The 24433-nt window shown below is 65.3% G+C and carries 23 protein-coding genes; 20 read left to right on the forward strand and 3 right to left on the reverse strand.

Annotated elements, in window-relative coordinates:
- Positions 1-79: 79 nt before the first annotated feature.
- Entirely contained in the window at positions 80-760 is a 681-nt protein-coding gene (locus A9D14_RS17205) for a TetR/AcrR family transcriptional regulator (protein WP_066850582.1), read from the reverse strand.
- Positions 761-850: 90 nt separating this feature from the next.
- Here A9D14_RS17205 and A9D14_RS17210 point away from each other — a divergent pair, with 90 nt between their 5' ends.
- The 7 genes from A9D14_RS17210 (at position 851) to A9D14_RS17240 (ending at position 8659) form a co-directional block, all read left to right on the forward strand.
- A complete protein-coding gene (locus A9D14_RS17210) occupies positions 851-1951 on the forward strand; it encodes an LLM class flavin-dependent oxidoreductase (protein ID WP_066850730.1) in 1101 nt (366 codons plus the stop codon).
- Complete coding sequence (locus tag A9D14_RS17215) at positions 1948-2526, forward strand: NADPH-dependent FMN reductase (RefSeq protein ID WP_066850583.1); 579 nt, start codon at positions 1948-1950, stop codon at positions 2524-2526. The genes A9D14_RS17210 and A9D14_RS17215 overlap by 4 nt, the downstream gene beginning before the upstream one ends.
- A gap of 81 nt (positions 2527-2607) precedes the next feature.
- Complete coding sequence (locus tag A9D14_RS17220; RefSeq protein ID WP_066850584.1) at positions 2608-4917, forward strand: TonB-dependent receptor; 2310 nt, start codon at positions 2608-2610, stop codon at positions 4915-4917.
- A gap of 323 nt (positions 4918-5240) precedes the next feature.
- Entirely contained in the window at positions 5241-5507 is a 267-nt protein-coding gene (locus tag A9D14_RS17225; protein ID WP_066850585.1) for a hypothetical protein, read from the forward strand.
- Between the two features lie 2 nt (positions 5508-5509).
- Positions 5510-6277, forward strand: coding sequence for a TIM barrel protein (locus tag A9D14_RS17230; RefSeq protein ID WP_066850586.1), 768 nt, complete (start codon positions 5510-5512; stop codon positions 6275-6277).
- Positions 6270-7667, forward strand: coding sequence for an MFS transporter (locus A9D14_RS17235; RefSeq protein WP_066850587.1), 1398 nt, complete (start codon positions 6270-6272; stop codon positions 7665-7667). The genes A9D14_RS17230 and A9D14_RS17235 overlap by 8 nt, the downstream gene beginning before the upstream one ends.
- The gene (locus A9D14_RS17240; protein WP_066850588.1) at positions 7664-8659 is read left to right on the forward strand and encodes a ThuA domain-containing protein; all 996 of its coding nucleotides are present in this window, start codon (positions 7664-7666) and stop codon (positions 8657-8659) included. Before A9D14_RS17235 ends, A9D14_RS17240 begins: the two co-directional genes overlap by 4 nt.
- A 131-nt stretch (positions 8660-8790) precedes the next feature.
- Here the strand turns inward: A9D14_RS17240 and A9D14_RS17245 are convergent, their stop codons facing one another.
- Entirely contained in the window at positions 8791-9192 is a 402-nt protein-coding gene (locus A9D14_RS17245) for a DoxX family protein (RefSeq protein ID WP_066850589.1), read from the reverse strand.
- A gap of 198 nt (positions 9193-9390) precedes the next feature.
- Between A9D14_RS17245 and A9D14_RS17250 the strand changes: the two genes are divergently transcribed.
- The 7 genes from A9D14_RS17250 (at position 9391) to A9D14_RS17280 (ending at position 17791) form a co-directional block, all read left to right on the forward strand.
- Positions 9391-10398, forward strand: a complete 1008-nt coding sequence (locus tag A9D14_RS17250; protein ID WP_066850590.1) for a sugar phosphate isomerase/epimerase family protein — start codon at positions 9391-9393, stop codon at positions 10396-10398.
- A gap of 14 nt (positions 10399-10412) precedes the next feature.
- On the forward strand, positions 10413-10805 hold the full coding sequence (locus A9D14_RS17255) for a C-glycoside deglycosidase beta subunit domain-containing protein (protein ID WP_066850591.1): 393 nt from the start codon (positions 10413-10415) through the stop codon (positions 10803-10805).
- Between the two features lie 8 nt (positions 10806-10813).
- Positions 10814-13201, forward strand: a complete 2388-nt coding sequence (locus A9D14_RS17260; protein ID WP_066850592.1) for a beta-glucosidase — start codon at positions 10814-10816, stop codon at positions 13199-13201.
- Positions 13202-13297: 96 nt separating this feature from the next.
- Complete coding sequence (locus tag A9D14_RS17265) at positions 13298-14398, forward strand: Gfo/Idh/MocA family protein (RefSeq protein WP_066850593.1); 1101 nt, start codon at positions 13298-13300, stop codon at positions 14396-14398.
- 15 nt (positions 14399-14413) lie between these two features.
- Entirely contained in the window at positions 14414-15469 is a 1056-nt protein-coding gene (locus A9D14_RS17270; RefSeq protein WP_066850594.1) for a sugar phosphate isomerase/epimerase family protein, read from the forward strand.
- Positions 15462-16100 carry a gluconate 2-dehydrogenase subunit 3 family protein gene (locus A9D14_RS17275; RefSeq protein WP_066850595.1) on the forward strand — a complete coding sequence of 213 codons (639 nt, stop codon included), beginning with the start codon at positions 15462-15464 and terminating at the stop codon, positions 16098-16100. The genes A9D14_RS17270 and A9D14_RS17275 overlap by 8 nt, the downstream gene beginning before the upstream one ends.
- Entirely contained in the window at positions 16100-17791 is a 1692-nt protein-coding gene (locus A9D14_RS17280; protein ID WP_066850596.1) for a GMC oxidoreductase, read from the forward strand. The genes A9D14_RS17275 and A9D14_RS17280 overlap by 1 nt, the downstream gene beginning before the upstream one ends.
- A gap of 121 nt (positions 17792-17912) precedes the next feature.
- Here A9D14_RS17280 and A9D14_RS17285 read toward each other — a convergent pair whose 3' ends face one another.
- Positions 17913-19172, reverse strand: a complete 1260-nt coding sequence (locus tag A9D14_RS17285; protein ID WP_087910595.1) for an MFS transporter — start codon at positions 19170-19172, stop codon at positions 17913-17915.
- 158 nt (positions 19173-19330) lie between these two features.
- Here A9D14_RS17285 and A9D14_RS17290 point away from each other — a divergent pair, with 158 nt between their 5' ends.
- The 6 genes from A9D14_RS17290 (at position 19331) to A9D14_RS17315 (ending at position 24393) form a co-directional block, all read left to right on the forward strand.
- Complete coding sequence (locus A9D14_RS17290) at positions 19331-20791, forward strand: MFS transporter (RefSeq protein WP_066850598.1); 1461 nt, start codon at positions 19331-19333, stop codon at positions 20789-20791.
- Positions 20792-20953: 162 nt separating this feature from the next.
- On the forward strand, positions 20954-21859 hold the full coding sequence (locus A9D14_RS17295; protein WP_066850599.1) for a VOC family protein: 906 nt from the start codon (positions 20954-20956) through the stop codon (positions 21857-21859).
- A 3-nt stretch (positions 21860-21862) separates the two neighbouring features.
- Positions 21863-23020 carry an alpha/beta hydrolase family protein gene (locus A9D14_RS17300; RefSeq protein ID WP_066850600.1) on the forward strand — a complete coding sequence of 386 codons (1158 nt, stop codon included), beginning with the start codon at positions 21863-21865 and terminating at the stop codon, positions 23018-23020.
- The gene (locus tag A9D14_RS17305; RefSeq protein WP_066850601.1) at positions 23017-23343 is read left to right on the forward strand and encodes a DUF2218 domain-containing protein; all 327 of its coding nucleotides are present in this window, start codon (positions 23017-23019) and stop codon (positions 23341-23343) included. Before A9D14_RS17300 ends, A9D14_RS17305 begins: the two co-directional genes overlap by 4 nt.
- An 8-nt stretch (positions 23344-23351) precedes the next feature.
- Positions 23352-23768 (forward strand): hypothetical protein, encoded by a 417-nt coding sequence (locus A9D14_RS17310; RefSeq protein WP_198302089.1) that lies wholly within the window; start codon positions 23352-23354, stop codon positions 23766-23768.
- Between the two features lie 55 nt (positions 23769-23823).
- Entirely contained in the window at positions 23824-24393 is a 570-nt protein-coding gene (locus tag A9D14_RS17315) for a cupin domain-containing protein (RefSeq protein ID WP_066850603.1), read from the forward strand.
- Positions 24394-24433 lie beyond the last annotated feature (40 nt).

The raw sequence follows: 24433 nt of genomic DNA on the forward strand, positions 1-24433 counted from the left end.
CCGACGTTCTAGAACGCCCAATCTGATCGTCAAGGCAATTGTGCCCGGTGCCGGACCGAAAAGGGCCGGCGGTGCAGGATCAGTCCGAATGTTTCAGATACGCATAGGCCATCTCGGCCAGTTCGGGACGCAGCTTGACCCAGACGTCCGGATCCTCCGACTCGCGCGTGGCGCCCAGGGCGAGCTGGCGCGCAACCGCGGCATAGATCAGGTAGAGCGTCATCTCGGCCTTCAGCCTGGCGTTTTCGGACCGGATCTCGTCGCGGTACGTCATCATCACCTCGGTCGTCTGCGCCAGAGCCCGGTAAGCGGTTTCCTTGCCGGGAGCGGACACCAGGGGATCGATCGACGCGCGCTGCATGATCACCCGCAGCATGCCCGCGTGCTCGCCCATGAAGGCGGTATATTCATTGATATATATCGCCAGGAACTGCTTGAGATTGCTGCACTTGTCGGCGACCGAGCGGACCATTGCGGCCTCTTCCTCGACCACCGACTGAAGCTCTTGCGCGATGACGGCATACAGCAGGCGCTCCTTGCTCTCGAACCGCAGATAGATCGATCCGATCGAGACATTGCCCCGCTCGCTCACGTCCTGAAGCGTGAATTCCTCGCTACCGCGTTCGAGCATCAGCTCACGCGTGGCGACCAGCATCCTTTCGAAAGAGGCGAGGCTGCGGCCCTGGCGGGGGCGGCGGCTGACGGCGGCCTGCGAAAGTTTTTCGAGGCCGGGCGTGGGGCTGGTTGACTGGGTTGACATCCGTCGCAAAAGCATCAAGAGAATAAGAACGTCAATTCTAATTTGTGTCGATCCAGCGATTTCAATTCTGGAATGGGAAGGGATTATCAGATGCGTTTTTCGGTTTTTCTCAACGCACGAGCCATGCGGCCTGAGGATGATCGCAAGCTTATCAAGGACCTCGAGACTCATGCGCTGAAGGCGCGCGATGCTGGGTTCGAAGCGATCTTCATGCCCGATCACCACTTCAACGGGTACATGCCGATCGCCAGCGACAGCTTCATCTTCGCCGGATACCTGGCCGCGAAAATGCCCGAGATGTACTTCGGCTTCTCGGTCGTGTCGGTTCCGCTGCACCACCCGGTGCGCTTCGTGGAGCGGATCAACATCCTGGACCAGCTGACCGACGGCAAGCTGCTGGTCGGTGTCGGCAGCGGCACCACGCCCGAGGAAATGATCGGCTTCGGCGTCAACTATGCCGAATCGAAGGACGTGTCCGAGCGCAATCTCGACCTTGCCGAGCAGCTGTGGGCCAAGACCATGGACGATCCGGCGATCGAGATCGCCAACGGCCCGCACCAGGGCCGCGTGTTGCAGCGCATCGCGCCGGTCGCCTATACCAAGGGCCATGCACCGCTGATGTCGGTCGCCATGAAGGAAGCCAGCACCCGCCGCGCGGGCGAGAATGGCTGGCCCGCGTTCATCCCGGCCTTCACCCCGCCGAAGATCGGCGGCACCGAACCGTTCAAGCATGTCGAGAAATATTTCACTGCTTACAAGGATGTGCTGACGTCGTCGGGTCACGACCAGTCGACGATCGACCGCGCGCTGGGGTGGTCGACCCACACCTATCAGTGCGTCCATGTCGCCGAGACCGACGAGCAGGCGCGCGAGGAGCTGGAAGTGATCCTGCGCTCCTATCAGGACGCGATCGAGCGCGAGGCCGAGTTCAATGCCCGGGCCGAAAGCGACGACGCCAACAAGAAGACCGATCGCACGCCCGACGCGCTGAGCGAGGACTGGATCGGCACCTGGTGCCTCTATGGCTCACCCGAGACGGTGATCGAGCATCTGAAGCCCTATCAGGAGCTGGGCATCGGCAACATCCTGTGCGGCACGACCACCGGCCCGCTGACGGACGAGCGCCTGCGCCTCGGCAACCAGACGCTAGACCTGATTTCCCGCAAGGTCATGCCGGGGCTGGAGGGATGAGCCGCCAGCCCCGCATCGTCGGCATCGGCGGTACCCAGCGGCCCAATTCGTCGACCGAGCTGCTGGCGCGCGCGGTGCTCGACATCTGCGCCAGCCACGGCGCCGATGTCCGCCTGTTCGGCGGCGAGCAGCTGGCCGCGCTGCCGCATTACGATCCCTATTCGTCCGACCGCACCGGCGGCGAGCGGGACTTCGTGGAAGCGGTGCGGCAGGCCGACGGCATCGTCATCGCCTCGCCCAGCTATCACGGCGGGGTGTCGGGCCTGATCAAGAACGCCATCGACCTGCTGGAAGACCTGCGCGCGGATGAGCGGCCCTATTTCGACGGCCGCCCGGTCGGTCTGCTGGTGTCGGCGGCGGGTTGGCAGGCGGGCGGCGTCACCCTCGCTGCGCTGCGCGGCATCGTGCACGCGATGCGGGGCTGGCCGACTCCGATGGGCATCGCGATCAACTCGATCGAGCAGAAGCCGTTCGCCGAAGACGGCTCGCTCAAGGACAGCCAGGTGGCCGGGCAACTCGACGCGATGGCACGTCAGCTTGCGGTGGGCTGCGTCGGCCTCAGCAATCGCCATTGACAAGGGCTGCCAGTCCTAACTAAAATCAAAATTCTAGTTCACTGCCCGGATGGAAAGACCGGCGGTAAAGGGAGAGGTTTCATGAGAGTACCCCATTACAGGCATTTCCTGTTCGCGAGCTGCGCCTTGGGCGTGGTGGCGACTCCTGCGTTCGCGCAGGACCCCGGCCCGGCCCCAACCGATGACGGCGTGATCATCGTCACGGCGCAGAACCGGTCCGAAAACGTGCAGGACGTTCCGATCGCGATCGACGTCATCGGCGACGAGGCGATCGAGGATGCAGGTATCACCGACTTCCAGGATTTGAGCCGCGTCGCGCCGGTCCTCAACATCACCCAGGACGGCAACTATACCCGGGTCGCCGTGCGCGGCGTGGGCACCAATTCGAACGACGAGGGGCAGGACCAGTCGGTCGCGGTCAATATCGACGGCGAATACATCAACCGCCCCAACGTGCTGAACCTGGCGCTGTTCGACATCGACCGGATTGAGGTGCTGCGCGGGCCGCAGGGCACGCTTTATGGCCGCAACGCGACCGGCGGCGCGATCAACTTCATCACGCGCAAAGCCGGCACCGAGTTCGGCGCCGACATCAATGCGACCTATGGAAATTACGACCATCGGAAGCTGGAAGCGGGCGTCGACATTCCGTTCGGTCCGATCGGCGGCCTCCGCCTGGCGGGCGTGTACAACAAGCGCGACGGCTATTTCTTCCACCCCAATCGCGAAGCGGCGGGTAGCGACAAAGTTCGCAGCGGCACTGCCGACAATCTGGGTGCCCGCGCCACCATCAGCCTGACGCCCACCGATGCGCTGACCATCGATTTGTCAGGCGAATATGTCCATAACGAGAATATCGTCGGTGCCTTCGCGTCTTACAATTTCAACGCGCCGGGGCAGGGGCCTGGTCCCGACTGCTCGCAGAACGGCTTCGTCGACGCTGCTCCGCTGATTCCTGGTGGGCAGTGCATCCCGCTCAACACCAATGTCGCGGACGCTTTCCCCGATCGTTCGTCCTATGACGGGCCGGTGCCGCAGATCCCGCTCAATCCCAACGAGCAGGACAGCTACGCGGTGCGCGGCAAGGTCCAGTACGACCTCGGCGGTGCAACGCTGACCTACCTCGGCGGCTATCGCCGCACGGATCAGGACACCGACCTCGCCCTGCCGCGCTACACGTTTTATGAATTCGACAACACGGTCGAGACGCAGAGCCACGAGCTTCGCCTGAACGGCACGGCCGGTGCGCTCACCTATCAGGGCGGCTTCTTCTATTATCGTGAGCAGCTGAGCAATCTGCGCGGCCTGTACAGCCCTTTCATCGGCCCCAACGGCAGCTTCCTCAACACTTTCGCGCGCGATACCGATTCCAAAAGTTACGCCGGTTTCGGACAGGTGGAATTCGCGGTAACCGACACGGTCACCCTGGTCGGCGGCCTGCGCTATACGATCGATCGCCGCGACGGCGTGTTCGGGAATTACGGCTTCCGTTTCAACACGGCTCCCGTCGCTCCCGAAGGGCCGCCGAATTCGATCGTGGAGCTGGAGCAGGACAACGAGCAGCTGACCTGGCTGGCGGGCGTCAACTATCAGCCCAACATGGACACGCTGATCTATGGCAAGGTGTCGACCGGCTACAAGTCGGGCGGTTTCGACAGCGTCGGTCCATATGATCCCGAAACGAACACGGCCTATGAAGGCGGCGTGAAGCTGAACCTGGGTCCGCGCGGCGAGCATGTGCTGAACGCTGCCGGGTTCTATTACGACTACACGGATCTGCAGACCGCGGTCCTGCTCGATCCGGGTATCGGCCAGCAGGTGTTCAACGCCGGTGCCGCCACCATCTGGGGTGTCGAGGTCGAGGGCAATTTTAAGCTCAGCCCGCTCGACACGTTCAGCGCCTCGTTCAACTATCTGAACGCGGAATATGACGAGCTGTTCGCGTCCTATGCGATCTTCGACACCGAGAACCCGAACAACAACGGGCTTCCCGACCTGGATCCCGGCCCGGCGCTGGTGCAGCCGAACCTGGCAGGCAACACGCTTCCGCAATCGCCCAAGTTCACCATCACGCTGGGCTATGACCACGTGTTCGAACTGGGCAATGCGGGTACGATCACGGCCAGCGCCTATTCGCGGTTCAAGAGCGAATATTTCACGACCATCTTCAACTATCGGTCGGGCGAGCAGGAAGCCTTCACCCAGACCGACCTGAGCCTGAAGTATCAGCCGCTCAGCGAGGTGTGGAGCATCCAGGCGTTCGTCCGCAACCTCGAGGATGAGCAGCCGCTGGCGTATGCGAACTTCGTGTCGGCCGGTCCGGACGACAACTTCGACTTCGCGTTCCAGGCGCCGCGTACCTATGGCGTGCGCGTGGGCGTGGAATTCTGATCGGAAAGGCTGCCCGTTCCCTGGGGCGGGCAGCCACCGACATGGATTATCGCAGTGCACGTACCGGCCAATCGCGTCCAAGCGACATGACCGCCCGATCGTCCGATGCCGTGCGGCCATTTTCGGGCGTGTCGCGGCGGTGGCACCGACAGGCTGCACCACGTGCAAGCGCGCGGCAATGCTGTGCGGAACGGCCGGCACCGGGCCGAGGAGCATCGCTTTCTCGCCGCCCCGCTCCCGCGCGGGTTGTTTCCGCACGGGCAATTCCCGGACGCCACTCGGCTTGCCGCAAGCGTGGGGCAGGGGGCTTCGACCGGTGTCCGGTGCTCTGGCGTTTCGATCGGTCGAACCGGCAGGCGGTCAGGCCAGGCCGGTACGAATATTCGTCGATCGCGGGCCATTATTTCCTGTTCGGCATCGTCGCCTGCCCGGTGCAGCGGGCGAAGCTGAAGGACCGGGATGCCGCTCGCCTTGACGAGACGCGCGCGCTTCGGACCCGCTGGAGAGACGCCATGCCGCCCTATCGCGACGACAGTTTCACGCGTGGTTTCCACGGCGACGAGCTTGCCTACCATTTTGGAGTTCAGTGATAATGACCGCACTTTCAGCCTGCATCGAATGGCAGTTTACCGAGGCTGGCGCCGGCCTGCCCGAACGCATTCGCGCCGCGAAGGAAGCGGGCCTCGACCGCGTCGAGTTCCACCTCTGGCGCGACAAGGACATGCCGGGCGTCGCCAGGGCGCTTGAGGAGAACGACGTCTCGCTGACCGGCTTCTGCGTCGATCCGCGCCGCTCGATCGTCGATCCGGCCGAGCATGAGGAAATGCTGCAGGCCGTGCGCGACACGCTGGCCGAGGCGCGCAAGGTCGGCTCGCCCCCGCTGATCGTCGCTTCGGGCTTCCGGGTCGAGGGGATGTCCGAGGAAGAGCATTTCGACAATGCCGTATCGGTGCTGCGCCGTGCCGCCGCGCTGGCCGAGGAAGCAGGCGTGACCCTGGTGCTGGAACCGCTCAACACCCAGCTGTTCTCGGCGATGTATCTCGTCAGCACGCCGCTGGCGCTCGACATCATCGAGGCGGTGGACAGCCCGAACCTGAAGCTGATCTACGACGTGCACCACAGCGCCGTCATGGGCGAGGACATGAAGGAGGTCCTGTCGGGCCGCATGCACCTTGTCGCCCATGTGCAGGTCGCGGGCACGCCGGGCCGCAACGAGCCGGGCACCGACGACCTCGACTGGGGCCGGATCATGGCCGACCTTGAAGAGCTTGGCTATGACGGGCCGCTGGGCCTGGAATACATGCCCACCATGCCGATGGACCAGTCGCTGGCCAAGGCGAAGGACGCGCTGAATGTCTGATGCGGGAACGCCCCCGCGCAGGCTGAGCCTTCTGGAACGCTTCAGCTATGGCGGGGGCGATCTGGGCTATAGCCTGGCATACAACATGGCGGGGGCGTTCCTGCTGTTCTATTACACCGACGTTGTCCAGCTTCCGGCAGAGGCGGTGGGCACGATCTTCCTGGTTGCGCGGCTGCTGGATGCGGTGATCGACCCGCTGTTCGGCGTGGCGGTGGACAAGACCCGCACGCGCTGGGGCCGCACGCGCCCCTATTTCCTGTTCACCGCGGTTCCCTATGTGCTGGTCTTCATCGCGGTCTTCCACGTGCCCGATGTCTCGCAGGGGGCGCAGCTGGCCTATGCGTTCGTGACCTTCAAGCTGCTGGGCATACTGATGAGCGCGGGGTCCATCCCGTATACCGCGCTGATGCCGATGATGACGCTGCGCACCGACGAACGGCTGAAGCTTGGGGGCGCGCGGTCGATCGGGACGTCGGTCTCGGTCATTCTGGGCACGGCGGCGACGATGCCGCTGGTCGCCCTGTTCGGCGGCGGCGACCTGCAGCGCGGTTTTACCTGGACCACGGTGCTGTTCGGCGCGATCGCGCTGGCCGCGCTGCTGATGCTGTTCCGCAATTGCCGCGAGCGTTATGAGGACAGCGCGGCCCCGTCGTTCAGGGTGCTGCCCGCGATCGGCCAGATGCTGCGCAATCGCGCCTGGCTGGTGTGCTTTGGCTTCTGCCTGCTGTATTTCATCCGCTTCGGCGTGATGCTGGGGCTGACGATCTTCTTCGCCAAGGACGTGATCGGCAAGCCATGGCTGATCCCGGTCATGCTTCCGATGGTGTCGGGCGGACTGCTGCTGGCGGCGTTCATCGCGCCGCCGATCCTGGCGCGGACGGGCCTGCGCGCCGGCTGCGTCGGCGCCATCGCGATATCGCTGGTGCTGTTTTTCGCCATGGCGATGGTCGACGGCGCGGCGGACTGGCAGATCGCCGGTATCGGGGTTCCGCCGCTGCTGCTGCCCTATTTCCTGTTCTCGATCACCACTTCGATCACGATCACCGCGATCTTCACGATGGCGGCAGAGGCGGTCGACTATCACCAATGGAAGCATGACGCGCGTTACGAAGGGCTGCTGTCTTCGGGCATCAGCGTGTCGACCAAGGTCGGCATGGCCATCGGCAGCGCGGCGGCGGCATACGGGCTGGCCTTCGCGAACTACGACCCGGCCAATGTGAGCGAGGCGGCCCGCGCCGACATACGCCTGGCCTATTACGCGCTGCCCAGCATCCTTCTGGGCCTGCAGGCGCTGATCGTCCTGCTGTGGCCGATGGACGACAAGAGCCGGTTCCAGAACCTGATCGGGAAAAGCGGCCCCCTGACCGCCGCGACACAGGAGAGAGCATGAAGATGAAAGCCTTTTTCGCCCTGACGGTGGCACTCGGCGCGCTGCCCGCCGCCGCGCAGGAGGTTCCGGTTTCCGAGATCCCGACGACGGTCGACGCCAAGCCCTATGCGCCGCCCGAAACCGTCCAGCGCGTGGTCACGCCCGTCGTTCCCCAGGAGGAACTGATCAAGGTCCTCATCATCTCGGGCGAGAACACGTATGAGCATGACTGGACCGGCGTGAACAACAGCCTGCGCACGCAGCTGAAGGACACCGGCCGCTTCGACGTGCGCGTGACCGAGGATTTCGAATTCGGCTCGCTCGACATGCTGAAGAAATACGATGTCGTGCTGCTCAACTATGCCAGCCGCTGGAATTACGGCGACAAGGAACAGAAGCTGTGGTCGCCCGAGGCGTTCGAGGCGCTGTACGATTACGTCGAGCAGGGCGGCGGGTTGGTCGCCTATCACTCCAGCTTTACCTGGGGGTTCGATATTCCCGAATATCGCCGCCTGCTCGGCGCGACGATGGTGCCGGGGCAGAGCCGCCGTTCGCCGCCCGACGGCTTCCGCGTCAAGCTGACGGACGAGGAGCATCCGGTCACAAGGGGAATGCGCAAATACGTGTGGTCGTTCATGGAGGACATGTACACCAACATGTCGTTCGCTTCGGGTGCGGACGTGACCGTGCTGGCGACCGGCTTCGACGACGCCGCGAATTACCAGCCCGAGAAGGCCGGCCCGAAATATGATTTCGAAGCCTATTCGCCCGGGAATGTAGCGAAGATGGAGGGGATGAACGCCGACAATCCGCTGGTCTGGGTGCAGGATTACGGCAAGGGCCGGGTATTCTCGATCACGCTGGGCCACGGGCCCGACACGCTGATGTTCGACGGGGTCAAGACGCTGATCGCGCGCGGCACGGAATGGGCCGCGACGGGCGAGGTGACGATCCCGCCCTATGACAAGGCGGCAAGCTTCGACATTCCCGAGGAGTATCGCACCGAGGATTGATCGCGCACATGAAGGGGGCGCATTTCGCGCCCCCTTTCGCTTCGTCAGTATGAGATTGCTTCAAAAAAGGCCTCGCAAGGCGCGGGAATGCGCGCTTCCAGCTTTTGCGACAGACAGCGATCTCTCCGTCTCTATCGCCCTGCTGTCGCGATGCCCCGCGCCCGGCGGGCGAACAGCAGGACCATGATCGTGCAGAGCGTGATCACGACGGCGCTTTGCGGAAGCGTGTGCCATTCCGCGAAGATGACATGGACGATGGCGGCGACGATATTGTTCAGCGTGATCCAGATCGCCGCATACATGCCGGCGCGCGAGAATCGCGGCACGAACAGCGCGATCAGCAGGATCGCCGCGGCAACCAGCTCGAGCAGGCCGATCGCGCGTCCGACCACGACAGGAAGATGGATGGTCCACGCCGAATGCTGGGCCAGGACAGAAAGCGGCGCGAACGCCTTGTTCCATCCGACGAAAAGCGAAAATGCCGCGATCGGAATGACCAGCAGCGCCAGCGCGACAAGTGCGGGGATGTTCATTCCGCGGGCTTTACGACCGGTATTGTTCATCGATTTACCCCCTCCCGCCTTGCGGGAACCAGCGGCCTTGACCCGACCGCATTTATATATAGAATTACGGTTCTAATATGAGGTCGGGCAATAGTGCAAGCCGCATGGCGCCTGTTTCTGCAGAAGAACGACAGCGGCGCCTTGGCAGCCGCGCGAAAAGGATGACCGATGGCGATCAAGCGGGGCGTGAGCCTCTATTCCTATCAGAACGAGACTTTTCAGGGCAAAATGGACCTGGAAGACTGCATCCGCACCTCGGCCCGGCTGGGCGCGAAGGGGATCGAGATCATCGGAGAGCAGAGCTTCTGGGGCTGGCCCGAAGTGGGCGTCGAGGATGCGGCGATCGAGAACTGGCACCGGCTGATCGACAAATACGACTGCACGCCGGTCAGCCACGACTTCATGCTGGACTACAAGCGCTACAAAGGCCGCATGATGCCGCATGACGAACAGGTCGCCAGCGTGCGGAAGGACATCGACTTCGGCGCCCGGCTTGGCATGAAATACATTCGCGCGCTGGTGTCGATCGATCCGCAGGTACTGGTCGATGCAGCCCCTTATGCCGAGGACAAGGCCATCGTGATCCTGGTCGAGGTGCACGCCCCGCTGCATTTCGACCATCCGTGGATCGTCCGCCACGCCGAGGCTTTCGAGAAATCGAGATCGGACGCGCTGGGTTTCCTGCCCGATCTGGGCATGTTCCTCCACGCATTCCCGCCGGTCTGGAAGGAGAAGTTCCTGCGCATCGGCGTGCCGCAGAAGATCGCCGACTATGTCGAGCAGGCCTATGCCGACCGCGTGCTGAGCGAATATGTGATCCTGAACGTGCGCGAGATGGGGGGCGAGGGCCCCGCCATCGCCATGGCCGAGACGCTTCGCCACAATTCCGCGTTCGAGCCGAAGCGCATGCTGGATTACATGCCCCGCATCCACAACGTCCACGGCAAGTTCTATCAGATGACCGAGGACTGCGTGGAGCCGTCGATCCCCTATGACGAGATCGTGAAGGTGCTGCGGCAGGGCGGCTATGATGGCTACATCTGCTCGGAATACGAAGGCAATCGCTGGATCGAGGACGCCGAGGAACCCGACAGCGTCGAACAGGTCCGCCGCCAGCAGGTGATGCTGGCCCGCCTTCTGGGCGAAGCCGAAACACCCGCGCTCAAGGCCGCCTGAAAGGAACCGCTGCCATGATGGACAACAAGATGATCGTCGAGGACAGCCTGGCGAAATACGAGGAAGACGGCGCGGTCAAGGGCGTCAGCTTCCTGGGCCGGCTGCCCTATTACCGGGGCCTTGGCCTCTCCATGATCGAGGATATCGCGGTCGCCATAGACGGCGAGGCCATCGCGCGCGAGGACATCCGCTTTCACGTGCGCGGCGCGACCTATACGCTGAAACAGATGGAAACCGTCTATGACGACCGCTGGAACTTCGGCGAGAAGGCGACCATCATCGCGCTGAAGGACGGCGGCTTCGGCCCCGGCCCGCACAAGCTGGAGTTCACGGTTCGCATGCGCGTGTCCTATCTGCCGTTCGTACCCACCACCAAAGATACCAAGGAACTGGCGCTCGCCGCCTGATCATAGCCATGACAGAACTGAAACTGGAAGATGCCGCCGCGCTCACCGCGGGCGCGGCGATGTGGTCGAGTGTTGCGGTGCCCGCTGCGGGCATCGCGTCCTTCACGATGAGCGATGGCCCGATGGGCATCGCCAGCGGCAAGGTGGACGAGCGCGACATCGCCCGCCTCAGCCCCTGCGCCACCCTGCTGGGTGCCAGCTGGGACGAGGTTCTGGTGCGCCGCATCGGCGCGCTGGTCGGGCAGGAAGCGGTCGAGCGCGGCGTCGATGCGGTGCTTGCGCCCAACATCAACCTTGCCCGCAGCCCGTTGGCGGGTCGCGCGTTCGAGTATTTCTCGGAAGATCCGCTGCTGACCGGGATCCTGGGCGCATGCTGGATCCGCGGCCTGCAATCGACCGGCACCGCGTCGGTGGCCAAGCACCTTGTCTGCAACGACAGCGAGACGGCGCGCGACACAGTCGACGTGCAGGTCGACGAGCGGACCTTGCGCGAGATCTATCTGCTGCCCTTCGAATTCGCCGCCGATGCAGGCTGCGCGGGGATGCTGGCGGCCTATAACCGGGTGAACGGCGATTACTGCGCCGAACAGCACCACATATTGACCAAAGTGGTCAAAGGCGACTGGAATTACCGCGGCGCGATCATGTCGGACTGGTTCGGAACGCATTCGACCGCTCCGACGCTGAATGCCGGGCTGGACCTAGAAATGCCGGGCCCGTTCCGCTTCCTGGGCCCCAAGTCCGCCGACGCGGTCGAAAAGGGCGAAGTGCCCGCCAGCCGCGTCGCCGAAGCAGCCGAGCGGGTCGCGCGCCTCGCCTCCGATGCGACCGGCGAGAAGACACGCCCCTATGACGACGGGCAGGCACGCGCCCTGCTGGCCGAAGCAGCGGCGGCGGGCTTCGTGCTGCTGAAGAACGAGGGCGATATACTGCCGCTCGATCCGCAGAAGGCGGGCAGGATCGCGATCATCGGCCCCAATGCCGCCGCGCCCTGCTTCCAGGGCGGGACCTTTGCCAAGATCTCGGTCAGGCCCGATCTGTCGACCCCGGAACAGAGCGTGCGTGCCCGCTATCAGGCAGCCAGCGAGATCGTGTTCGCCCCCGGCGTCGATCCCGCGCCGCGCCTGCCGTTCATGGAGGTGTCCCCGGCAAAGGACATCGGCGACGGCGCGGCCAGCGGCATGACGCTGGAATATTTCCCGTCGCCCGATTGTTCGGGCGAGCCGCAGACGCGCGAGACCCGCGACACCAACTCGCTAGTCTGGTTCACAGGCATGCACGACCAGGTCGATTTCGCGAAAGGCGGATCGATCCGCGCATCGGGCACCTATCGCGCGAAGAAGGACGGCGAGCATCGCTTTCACCTGGGCGCGACCGGCAAGGCGCGCATGTTCGTCGACGGGCAGCAGATCGTCTCCACCACCGAAACGCCGCCCGGCGACACGATGGGCGTGCTGAAATCGGGCGATAGCGAAAGCGCCCCGATCGTGCTGGGCGCGGGGCAATCGGTCGAGGTCACCGTCGAATTCCCGTTCGAGGCGGCCCGCGTCCACGGCCTTTGGTACGGCATCCGCGAACCGGGCAGCGTCGAGGACATGCTGCGAGAGGCCGAGGAAGCGGCCGCGGGCGCCGATGCGGTGCTGCTGTTCGTGGGCGAGACATCGGACAGTTCGGTCGAGAGCAAGGACCGGCCCGATACTCTGCTGCCCGCGCAGCAGCTGACGCTGATCGACCGGATCTGCGCCGCCAATCCGCGCACGGTGGTGATCGCCAATGTCGGCCACGCCTATGACGCGGCGTGGGAAGACAAGGCCGCGGCCCATCTGGCGGTATGGTATCCCGGCGAGGGGTTTGCCGATGCCATCGCCGCCGTGCTGGCGGGCGACAGCGAGCCCGGCGGGCGCATGCCCGTTTCCATCGCGCGCGAGGAAGGCGATTACCCCGCCTTCGGCCTCAAGCCCGATGGCGACGGCAAGCTGTTCTATCGCGAGGGCACGCGGATTGGCTATCGCGGGATCGCGGCGGCGGGCAAGCGCGCACGGCACACGCTGGGCGCGGGGCAGGGCTATACGCGCTTCGAATGGGACGACGCCCGGGTCGAGGAGGACGGCGTATCGGTCGTAGTCCGCAACATCGGTACGCGCACCGGCAGCGATGTCGTGCAGCTTTATCGCGACACGCCCGAAACCGCGCTGGTCGGTTTCGCCAAGGTAACGCTGGAACCCGGCGCGTCGCAGCGGGTCAGGATCGCCCTGACCGCCCGCCGCTTCGCCAGCTGGGGCGACAAGGGCTGGGAAAGCCTCGGCGATGCGATCACCGTGCGGGTCGCGCGCAATGCCGAGGATGCGGGGATCCCGCTGACGCTGAACCCGGCCACGCTTCCACAGGGGATGTGATGCGCGGGCCCCAGCGACGGCTTGAATTGCGTCGGCGGTCAAATTAGAACAGCGATTATAAACGACGAGTGGAGAGATGATTTGAGACGGCTTCGCATGGGCATGATCGGCGGCGGGCCCGGTGCCTTCATCGGACCGGTGCACCGGATCGCGGCCGAACTCGACCGGGAAATCGAACTGGTCGCGGGTGCCTTCTCGTCCGATGCCGGGCGCAGCAGGGCGGCGGCGGAAGCGTACCGGATCGACCCGGAGCGCGGCTATCCCGATGTGGCCGCGATGCTGGAGGCCGAAAGGGCGCGGCCCGACGGGATCGACTTCGTCTCGGTCGTCACGCCCAATCACAACCATCTCGCCTCGGCAAAGGCCGCGCTGGCCGCGGGCGTGCCCGTCATCAGCGACAAGCCGATGACCGCCACGCTGGACGAGGCGCGCGAGCTGGCGGCCGTGCTGGGCCGCACGCCCGTGCCCTATGCGCTGACCTTCACCTACACCGGCTATCCGCTGGTGCGCGAGATGCGCGAACGGATCGCCGCCGGGGCGCTGGGCACCATCCGCAAGGTGGTGGTGGAATATCCGCAGGGCTGGCTTGCGGGCGAGGCCGAGGGCAAGCAGGCCGAATGGCGGGTCGATCCGGCCCGCGCTGGCGCGGGCGGCTGCATCGGCGATATCGGCGTGCATGCGTTCAACCTGGCCGAATTCGTGACCGGCCTTGCCGTGACCGAGGTGCTGCCCGACCTGGCCGCCGTGGTGCCGGGCCGCGCGCTCGACGACGACTGCACCGTCCTGCTGCGCTTTCAGGGCGGCGCGCGCGGCGTGCTGCTGGCCAGCCAGATCGAGGTGGGCGAGCTCAACGGCCTGCGGATCCGCGTCTATGGCGAAACCGGCGGCATGATCTGGCGGCAGGAAAGCCCCAATGCCTTCACCTGGCACAGACTGGACGGCACGACCGAGCTGGTCCGCGCGGGCGACGCGTCGCTGGGCGAGAACGCGACCGCGCTTACGCGCATCCCCGGCGGCCATCCCGAGGGCTATCTGGAAGCGTTCGCCAATCTCTATCGCGATTTCGCGACCGTCCTTCGCGGGGGCAGGGCGCCCATGCTGCCCGGCCTGACCGAGGGACTACGTTCGATGGTCTTCATCGACACCTGCGTCCGCGCCAGCGCCGAGGGCGCTTGCTGGACCGAACTGACACTCTGAACCGGGAGAGACTGCATGCGCACCATCAAGGGACCCGCGATTTTCCTCGCCCAGTTCGCGGGCGACGAAGCGCCGTTCAACTCGCTGGACGCGATCTGCGAATGGGTGTCCGGCCTTGGCTACAAGGGGGTCCAGATCCCCAGCTGGGATGCCCGGCTGTTCGATCTGGACACAGCGGCAGGCAGCCAGGACTATTGCGACGAGATCAAGGGCAAGGCCGCGTCCCACGGGCTGGAGATCACCGAGCTTTCGACGCATCTTCAGGGTCAGCTGGTCGCGGTGCACCCGGCCTATGACGCCGCGTTCGACGGTTTCGCGGCCGAGCATGTGCGCGGCAATCCCAGGGCGCGGCAGGAATGGGCGGTCGACCAGGTGAAGAAGGCCGCGAGCGCCAGCCGCCGCCTCGGCCTCGACCGGCATGCCACGTTCTCCGGCGCGCTGGCATGGCCCTATGTCTATCCCTGGCCGCAGCGTCCCGCCGGCCTCGTCGAGGACGCGTTCGAGGAACTTGCCCGCCGCTGGCGTCCGATCCTCGACCATTTCGACGAGCAGGGCGTGGATGCCGCCTATGAAATCCACCCCGGCGAGGACCTGCATGACGGGGTCACGTTCGAGATGTTCCTGGACCGCGTCGGCAATCACCCGCGTGCCAACATCCTGTACGACCCCAGCCATTTCGTGCTGCAGCAGCTCGACTACCTGGATTTCATCGACATTTATCGCGACCGGATCCGCTGCTTCCACGTCAAGGACGCCGAGTTCAATCCCACCGGCAGGCAGGGCGTCTATGGCGGGTACCAAAGCTGGGTCGACCGCGCGGGCCGCTTCCGTTCGCTGGGGGACGGGCAGGTCGATTTCGGCGGCATCTTTTCCAAGATGGCGGCCAATGACTTCGACGGCTGGGCCGTGCTGGAATGGGAATGCGCGCTCAAGCATCCCGAGGCGGGCGCCGCCGAGGGGGCCCCGTTCATCCGCGATCACATCATCCGTGTTACGGAGCATGCGTTCGACGATTTCGCCGCGGGCGGCGCGGACCGGGACCTGAACAAGAGGATCATGGGAATTGACTGACGCAAACCGGGCAAGCGGCTGGGATCGTCGCAGCTTTCTTGGCGGAGCGGCCCTGCTGGCGCTGGTGATCGGGGTTCCCGTCGCCGGCGTGGCCCTGTCCGACCTGGACGATGACGATGCGCCTACCGAACGGCAGCGCGTGATGATGAAGCAGGTCAGCCAGCTGGTGCTGCCCGCGACTGGCACCCCCGGCGCGGGCGATGTCGGCGTGGGTGATTTCGTCATCCTGGCGCTGGCGCACGGGCTGGACGGCACGCGCGACCCGGCCGGTTCGTCCGAAATGCCCTGGGCCTTCCCCGAATATCGCCGCCGCGACGGCAGCCTGCGCTATGTCGGCTGGCTGGAACACACATTGGACCTGGCGGCGAACGGCGATTATCTGCGCCGCCCGGATGACGAAAAGCACCGCGTGCTGGCCGCATTGGACGCCGAGGCTTTCGCCGAGGGCAACGACACCCATCCCTGGCGCAAGCTAAAGGGCCTGATCCTGACGGGCTATTACACCTCGCGCGTGGGCGGGTCCGAGGAATTGCGTTTCGAACTGGTGCCGGGGCGTTTCGATCCGGTGGTGCCGATGGGCCCGGATACGCGTGCCTGGTCCAGCGACTGGACCGCGGTGGAGTTCGGCTGATGGCAAACGACACGCAGTTCGACGCGATCGTCGTCGGTTCGGGCATTTCGGGGGGCTGGGCAGCCAAGGAGCTGACCGAGGCCGGGCTGAAGGTGCTGATGCTGGAACGCGGGCAGGATATTCCGCACCAGACCGGCTATGTGACCGAGATGAAGGAGCCGTGGGACATGCCGTTCCGCGGCAGCGGCGATGCCGAGATGTGGAAGCGCGAGCATCCGGTGCAGATGCTGAACCGGCATTTCACCGAATATACGCAGAACCATTTCGTCAATGACGCGGAAAATCCCTATGCGACCGGCGCGGGGACCGATTTCAACTGGTTCCGCAGCTATAATCTGGGCGGTCGGTCGCTGACCTGGGGTCGGCAGAGCTATCGCTGGTCGGACTATGACTTTGGCGCGAACAAGCGCGACGGGCACGGCACCGACTGGCCGATCCGCTATGCCGATATCGCGCCCTGGTACGACAAGGCCGAGGAATTCATCGGCGTTGCAGGCGCCACCGAAGGTCTGGAGCAGCTGCCCGACGGCAAGTTCTTGCCCGCCTGGCCTCTCAACGCGGTCGAACAATCCGCCCGCGAAAGCATCCGCAGCCGCTGGCCCGAACGCGTGCTGACGGTCGGGCGCACCGCCAATCTGACACAGCCGCTGGGCGAGCGGGGGCAGTGCCAGGCGCGATCGATCTGCGCGCGCGGCTGTTCCTATGGCGCCTATTTCTCGACGCAGTCGAGCACTCTGCCCGCCGCGCAGAAGACCGGCAATCTGACACTGGTGACCGATGCGGTGGTGGAGCGGGTGGATTACGATCCCGTCACGAACCGGGTGACCGGCGTCCGCTGGATCGACCGCAAGGACGGCAGCCGCAGCAAGGCCGGCGCGCGCATGGTCTTCCTCAATGCGGGCAGCTTCAATTCGGTGCACCTGCTCCTGAATTCCGCAAGCGAGGCGATGCCCCGCGGCCTTGCCAATGCAAGCGGGGTGCTGGGCACGCATATCATGGACCATGCCTCGACCCTGTCGGCGATAGCGATCATGCCGGGGTTCGAGGATGTCACCAGCTATGGCAACCGCCCCACCGGCGTCGTGATCCCCCGGTTCCGCAACATGGACCAGCCGGACGGCATTGGTCACACGCGCGGCTATTCCTATCAGGGCGGCGCGCTGCAATCGGGCTGGACGCGCGGCAAGCGCGAGGCGGGCATCGGCGCCGAATACAAGGATTCGCTGCGCCCGCCGGGGCCGTGGCGGGTGGTTCTGGTCGCGTTTGCCGATTGCGTGCCGCGGACCAGCAACCGGCTGACGCTGGACCCGGCCCGGACCGATCCGCTGGGCATTCCGCAGCTGAAGATCGATTTCGCGTTCGGCGCCGAGGAACTGGCCGCATTGTCGCAGGCCAAGCAAGACGCGGCCGAAATGCTGACCCATGCAGGCGGCCACGTGATCATGGGCTTCGACCGGCCCGGCGCCGGAGGCAGCGCCATTCACGAGATGGGCGGCGCGCGCATGGGCTGGGACCCGGCGACCAGCGTGCTCAATCGCTGGAGCCAGGCGCACGACGTGCCGAACCTGTTCGTCACCGATGGCGCGCAGATGAGCTCGTCCGCATGTCAGAACCCTTCGCTGACCTATATGGCGCTGACCGCGCGCGCCGCCGACCGGGCTGTGGGGCTGCTGCGCGAAGGCGTGATCTGACGATGGACTAGTCTGCGGCACCTGCCGCTTGGGCAAACGAAAATGCCGCCCCCGGCCTGGCGGCGGGGGCGGCATTTTCACATGTCCCGACCGGATGGGCCAGGACAGGCCGGACCAGCGTTCAGGGGACGTTGCCCTGCTTCGCTGCCGCGGCGACCAGCGCCTCTTCCGGGGCGGGGCGGGTGCGGCCCAAGATGAGGAAGAACGCCAGCGCCCCGATTCCCGACAGGACGCCCATGGTCAGGAACGCCTGCTGCATCGAACCGCTCTGCTCGCGCAGGATGCTGACCAGCAGCGGCGAGGAGAACTGCCCGAAGAAGAACGTCGCGGTCCACACGCCCATGCCCCGGCCGCGATGCGCGAACGGCAGGCGGCTCTGCGCCCAGACGATCAGCGTGGGGATCGTCATGCCCGCGCCCGTCTGCTGAAGCGCCATGCCCGCGACCATGCCCTGCCAGTTGGTGGTAAGGCCCATCAGCGCCAGACCGCCGCCCAGCAGCAGCAGGAAAATGGCGACCTGGATGCGGAAACTGCAGCCCTTGCGGCCCAGCCACCAGAACAGCCCCGCACCCAGCAGGATGAACAGGCTGGGAAGCGCGGTGATGCGGCCGATGCTTTCCGGATCGGCAATGCCCAGCTCCTCCCACACGACCGAGCCGTTGACGATGAACACGTAATAGATCGCCGAACTAAACAGCGTCAGCGCCGCGATGCCCAGCATCGTGCCCCACGGGAACGCTTCGGCCGCCGTGCGGTCTTCGTCCATGCCCAGGTTGCGGCGCACGGTGGCATCGCTTTCGGGTTCGAACATATAGCGCCACATCGCGATCGCGATGAAGATGGCCAGCAGATAGAGCAGGAAGATCCCGTTCCACCGCCAGGCGGTCAGCGTGCCGGCAAAGAAGATCATGATCGACGACAGGGCGGGGCCCACCATGCCCTGCAGCGTCAGCCAGCGGCGGCGGCCTTCCTCTGCCCAATAGTCGGCGATCAGGGTGTTGACCGTGGTCAGGATCGCCGCCTCGCTGAAACCCAGCAGCAGACGCGAGGCATAGATCCAGTCCAGATCCTCGAGAAAGAACGGAATGACCCCGATGATCCCGTAGGATGCGGTGGAGATCAGCAGCAGCTTTCGCCGACCGAAGCGGTCGACCAGCAGGCCCATGAACAATGCCGTGATGGCGATGGCCAGGCCCGGCGCGGTCACCATCGAGGGCACTTTCGTGGCCGCGTTGGGGTCGGTCGGTGCGAAATGGGCGATCATGGCCCCGACTGCGGGGAACATCGAAACGATGGCCAGGATGGGCAGGAAACCGGCCAAAATCACCGTTATTCCCTGCGGTATCCCCGCCTTGCGTCCGGCGACGCCGTGCATGTTCATTCGCGCTCTCCCATCCATTTTCGGTCTCCGCGGCACGGCCGCAATTGCGGAATGCCCTTCAGGGACGATTGACCCTTACCGATTCCACGCGATAATAGAAGGATCATTTTATTTTTGTCGAGTGCGGGTTTGAAAACTGCTGTCGGCGTGGAGGGGCGATGACGGATTTCAATACTGCGGCGGCCAGGGCCGGCGACCATTCCGCGGTTTCGGAAAGGCGCAAGTTCGTCGCATTCCTGACGGTGCTGACCGCCGTGGTGCTTGAAGTGGCCGATTCCACCATCGTCAATACCGCGCTGCCCGCTATTCGCGACGGGTTGTCCGCTTCGCCGGCGGCGATGCAGTGGATCGTCGCGGGCTATCTGCTGACGCTGGGATCGTTGCTGCTGCTGGGCGGAAGGCTGGGCGACGCGTTCGGCCATTCGCGCGTGTTCCTGATCGGGGTCAGCGCTTTCATCCTGGCATCCGTCCTGTGCGGCCTGGCGCAGAGCCCCGAGCAGCTGGTGTGGGCACGCATGCTGCAGGGCGCGACCGGCGCGGTGATGGCGCCGCAGACCATGGCGATCGTGCAATTGCTCTACACCCCGCTCGAACGCGTATCGAAGCTGGCCTATTTCGGCGTGATCGTTGGGCTGGCCGCGATCATCGGGCCGATCGTGGGCGGCGTCCTGATCGAACTCGACCTGTTCGGCCTTGGCTGGCGGCTGGTGTTCCTGATCAACCTGCCGATCGGCGTGGCGGCGGTCCTGGTGGGCTGGTTCGCGCTGCCGCCGCGGCAGGCGGAAAAGGATCTGCGCATCGATCCGGTCGGTGCGGCGATCTTCGCCGCGGGCTTCGGCGGCCTGCTCTATGCATTGATCCAGGGTGCCGAGGTGGGCGTAAGCGTCCCGCTTGCCGGGCTGTTCGCGGTGTCGGGCGTCCTCATCCTGTTCGGCTGGTTCCGGGCGCGCAGGCGCAGGCTGGCCGGATCGCCCGCGATAATCGAGCCGCGCCTGTTCGACATCGGCACTTTCAAATGGGGCGTATTGTCCTCCTTCTGCTTCTCCAGCGCGGGGATCGGCTTCTTGCTGGTGCTGGCGGTATCGCTGCAGCAGGGGCTGGGGCTAAGCCCGCTGCAGACCGCGCTGGTGCATATCCCGTTCGGGGCAGGGGTGATGCTCGGCGTCGGCTTCCTGGTGCCGCGCCTGCTGCCGCGGCTGGGCAAGGCGCTGCCTGTCGCGGGCGGCTTCGCGATGATCGCCGGGACCACGCTGGTCCTGCAGGCGATCAAGGGCGGCAACGGCGGTGACGTCTTCCTCTATGCGGCGCTGCTGCTGGCGGGGATCGGGATGGGCACGATGTCGGGCCCGCTCGGCCCGATCGTCGTGGCAGAGGTTGATCGGCAGAACGCCGGCACCGCCAGCGCCACGTTTCGCACCGCGCAGCAGATCGGCGGGGCCTTGGGCATTGCGCTGATCGGCGGCGCCTATTTCTCGGTCGTGGGCGAGGAATCGGTGGCGCGGCTGAAAGGGCTGGCTCCGGCCAATGCCGTTATGGCGCTGGCGCTTGGCCTTGCGATCCTGTGTGTGTTGAGGTTGCCGCGCGACATTTTTGGCCAGGGCCGGAATGCGCGGGATTGACCTGCACGATGGAGCAAATTAGAAGTCTTATTCTAAATATAGAACAGATCATGGAGAGGCATCGTTTCTGCTCAGGCTGAACCTGTCTTTCCGGGATCGACAGCAGGCGCAGGCGCGCGGTGATGCTCGCCGCGGACTTGCGCCCGATCAAAGGAATTGCCCATGAACGCCCGTGTTACGGAAATCCGCTATGTCGGTTACGGCACCAGTGACTTCGACGCCGAGCGCGCCTTCTATGCCGACGACTGGGGTCTGGTCGAAGTTGCGGCGACCGACGACATGGCGTGGTTCAAGACCCACGGCCATGACGAGCATCACGTCGTCCGCCTCCATCGGCGCGAAGGCAATTGCGTCGAGGTGATCGCGCTGGCCGCCGACAGCCGCGAGGATGTGGATGCGCTGCTGGGCAAGGTGCAGGACGCCGGCTGCAGGATTATCCACGATGCGCGCGAGCTTGACGCGCCCGGCGGCGGCTATGGCTTCCGCTTCTTCTCGCCCGACGGCCTGCCGTTCGAGATCAGCGCCGATGTGAAGCGCGCCGACAAGCGGGCGATGGAACGCTGGGAAGGCATGCCGGTCAAGATCAGCCATATCGTGCTGCATTCGCCGGACCATCAGGCGGCGGTGAAGTTCTTCACCGACGTGCTGGGCTTCAAGGTGTCGGACTGGCTGGGCGATTTCATGTGCTTCATGCGCTGCAACAGCGCGCATCACCGCATCGCGCTGCTGCCGGGGCCGCCGTGCCTGAACCATGTCGCCTATGACATGCTGTCGGTCGACGACATGATGCGCGGCGCCGCGCGGCTGAAGAAGCGCGGCACCGACCTGCGCTGGGGTCCGGGCCGCCACACCGCGGGCAACAACACTTTCAGCTATTTCACGACGCCATCGGGCTTCGCGGTGGAATATACCTCGGAACTCGAGGAAGTCGATTTCGAGACGCACGAGCACAAGGTCCACGAACCCGGTCCGCAGGTGATGGACCAGTGGGGCACCGGTGTCGGCGGCCCGCAGACCATGCCCAAGCCCGAGGCCGATCCCTGCCTGTTCACTCCGGCGGAGGTCTGATCCTTGGCGCTCTATTCCCCCTTCAAGAACTACATCTGGAACCTGTCGGTCGCGATCGCGATGGAAAGCGGCGGGCGCATCGGCGAGATCGTCGACATGTGCCAACCGATCCTGGATGCCGCCGACAACGGCGCGGACGCCGGCACGCCGCTGTTCATGAAGCAATGGGCGGCGATGGGCCGCAAGCTGCTGGACCTTGCGGCCGAGGACGAGGCGAAGGGCCGCGCCTTCTCCGCCTCGAACAAGCTGGAGCGTGCCTCGCTCTATCTGTTCACGGCAGAGCGGATGCAGGGTCACGGCCATCCGGGCCGGACCGAGACCTATGCCATGGCGCGCGAGGCGTTCGACCGCTCGACCGCGCTGGGCAGGATCGAGCGCGAGCGTGTCGAAGTGCCGCTGGAGGGCGGCACCATGCCCGCGCTGTGGACCCGCGCGCCCGGAGACGGTCCGCGGCCTGCCGTGGTGTTCTGCAACGGCCTCGATAGCTGCAAGGAACTGCTCTACTGGACCCGCCTGCCCGAACAGCTTGCCCGGCGCGGCATATCGACCCTGTGCGTCGACCAGCCGGGATCGGGCGAAGCGCTGCGCCTGCAGGGCATGCCGGTGGATCCGCATAGCGAGAGCTGGGCGTCGAAGGCGGTCGACTGGCTGGAACAGCAGGCGGAAGTCGACGCGAAGCGCATCGGCATGACTGGCATTTCGCTGGGCGGCCATTTCGCGCCGCGCGCGGTCGCCTATGAACCGCGCTTCGCCAGCGGCGCGGTGTGGGGCGCCAACCACAACTGGCGCGAAGTGCAGGACAAGCGCATGCAGCGCGAGGGCGAGAACCCGGTCCCGCATTACTGGGCGCATGTGCACTGGGCGTTCGGCGCGACGGACCAGGAGGACTTCCTGGAAAAGTCGCGGGAGATGAACCTCAATGGCCACATGGACCGGATCAAGGTGCCGTTCCTTGTCACTCATGGCGCTAACGACCGCCAGATCAGCCCGTCCTATGCCGACGACCTCTACGACCAGCTGGTCAATTCGCCGCGCCGCGAGAAAATCATCTTCACCGCGCGCGAAGGCGGGGTCGAGCATGTCGGCGCCGACAACATGGCCTATGGCCGCGACCTCATCGCTGACTGGTTCGCCGAGACGCTGGGCGGAATGACCGCATGAGCAGCATTGCAGAGGTACTTGTCGCCACCGAAAACGCCGCCCGATATGCCGCGCAGCTGGGCAAGCACTGGGCGCATAATCTGGATGTCAGCGAAAACGGCGACACAAGGCAGATCGTGTTCCCCAAAGACGCTCGCGGCGCGGAGTGGCAGGGCGATGCGCTGGTGACGCTCGACCCGCGGGACGATGCGCTGCTGGTGCGCATAGAGGCGAGCGAAGAGGGGCAGCGCGACGGCCTCAAGGGCGCGCTGCAGACCCATATCGACCGTTTCGCCCACCGCGAGGGTCCGCTGACCTACGACTGGCAGGATCTGCCGGGATGAAGCGGGGTTTGGGTTCCGGTACCCTGCTGCCTCGGGCTGCACTGGCCCAGCCTTCGGCGCTGGCGCTCATGCTGCTCGACCCGGTCGAATTCGACCGTGCGGCGACCACCGGGAAGCCATCGCGTGACCATTCCGCGCCCGGACAATGGTTCGTGATGGGCGGGGATCCGACCCCGTCGGCAGGCACCGAACTGCCGCGGGACGAGCGGACAGCCTTCATCGCGCCGATCCATCCCCGTATGGGGGCGCGCACCCTGAATGCCTGCGGCCCGGTCGAATTCCATCTCTACAATGACGGCGGGCATGGTTTCGGGTTTGGCCGCCGGGGCAGTGCTTTGGCAGGGTGGATCCACGATTTCACCAGCTGGCTGCAGGTGCAGCCGCAGCCGGGCGCGGGGGACGTCGTCAACTTCAAATGCCGCTAGCCACGCGGCACCGCCCCGCCGGGGCCGGATCATTGCAATAAAAGGGACAGGATAGATGGAAACTAAGGCAGTCAGGCGCGTCGTCACCGGTCACGACCGGGAGGGGCGCGCGATCATCCAGGAGGACGGCGCGGTGCCGCGCGTCCAGCAGGTCGGCGGGGCGATCGGCCCGATGTTCCACGAGGTGTGGAATACCCGCGCCACCCCCGCGCCCATCAACGCCGCCAGCGGCGAGCCTGCCGAGGACGGCATCGTGCTGGCGCCACCGAGGAACGGAACCCGCATCCGCATCCTGGACATTCCGCCCGAAGGCGAGGGCATCCGCAACATGACGCCCGAGGAAGCCGCCGCCCATTTCGCCGAGATCGGCGCAGGCCACGCCTCGAACGCGGCGAAGGAAGGCGCGAAGCACGCGCTGATGCACCGCACCGAGACCATCGATTATGGCATCGTGCTGGAAGGCGAGCTGGTGCTGATCATGGACGAGGGCGAGACCACCGTGCGCGCGGGCGACATCATCGTGCAGCGCGGCACCAACCATGGCTGGGCCAATCGCAGCGACCGCAACTGCCGCATCTGCTTCGTGCTGATCGACGGGGAGTTCGACGCCGAACTGAAAGGCTGAAGCCGATGGACCGGCGGCCCCTTCCCTGTCCCGGTGCGTT

It is taken from the genome of Croceicoccus marinus, assembly GCF_001661675.2.
GTDB lineage: Bacteria > Pseudomonadota > Alphaproteobacteria > Sphingomonadales > Sphingomonadaceae > Croceicoccus > Croceicoccus marinus.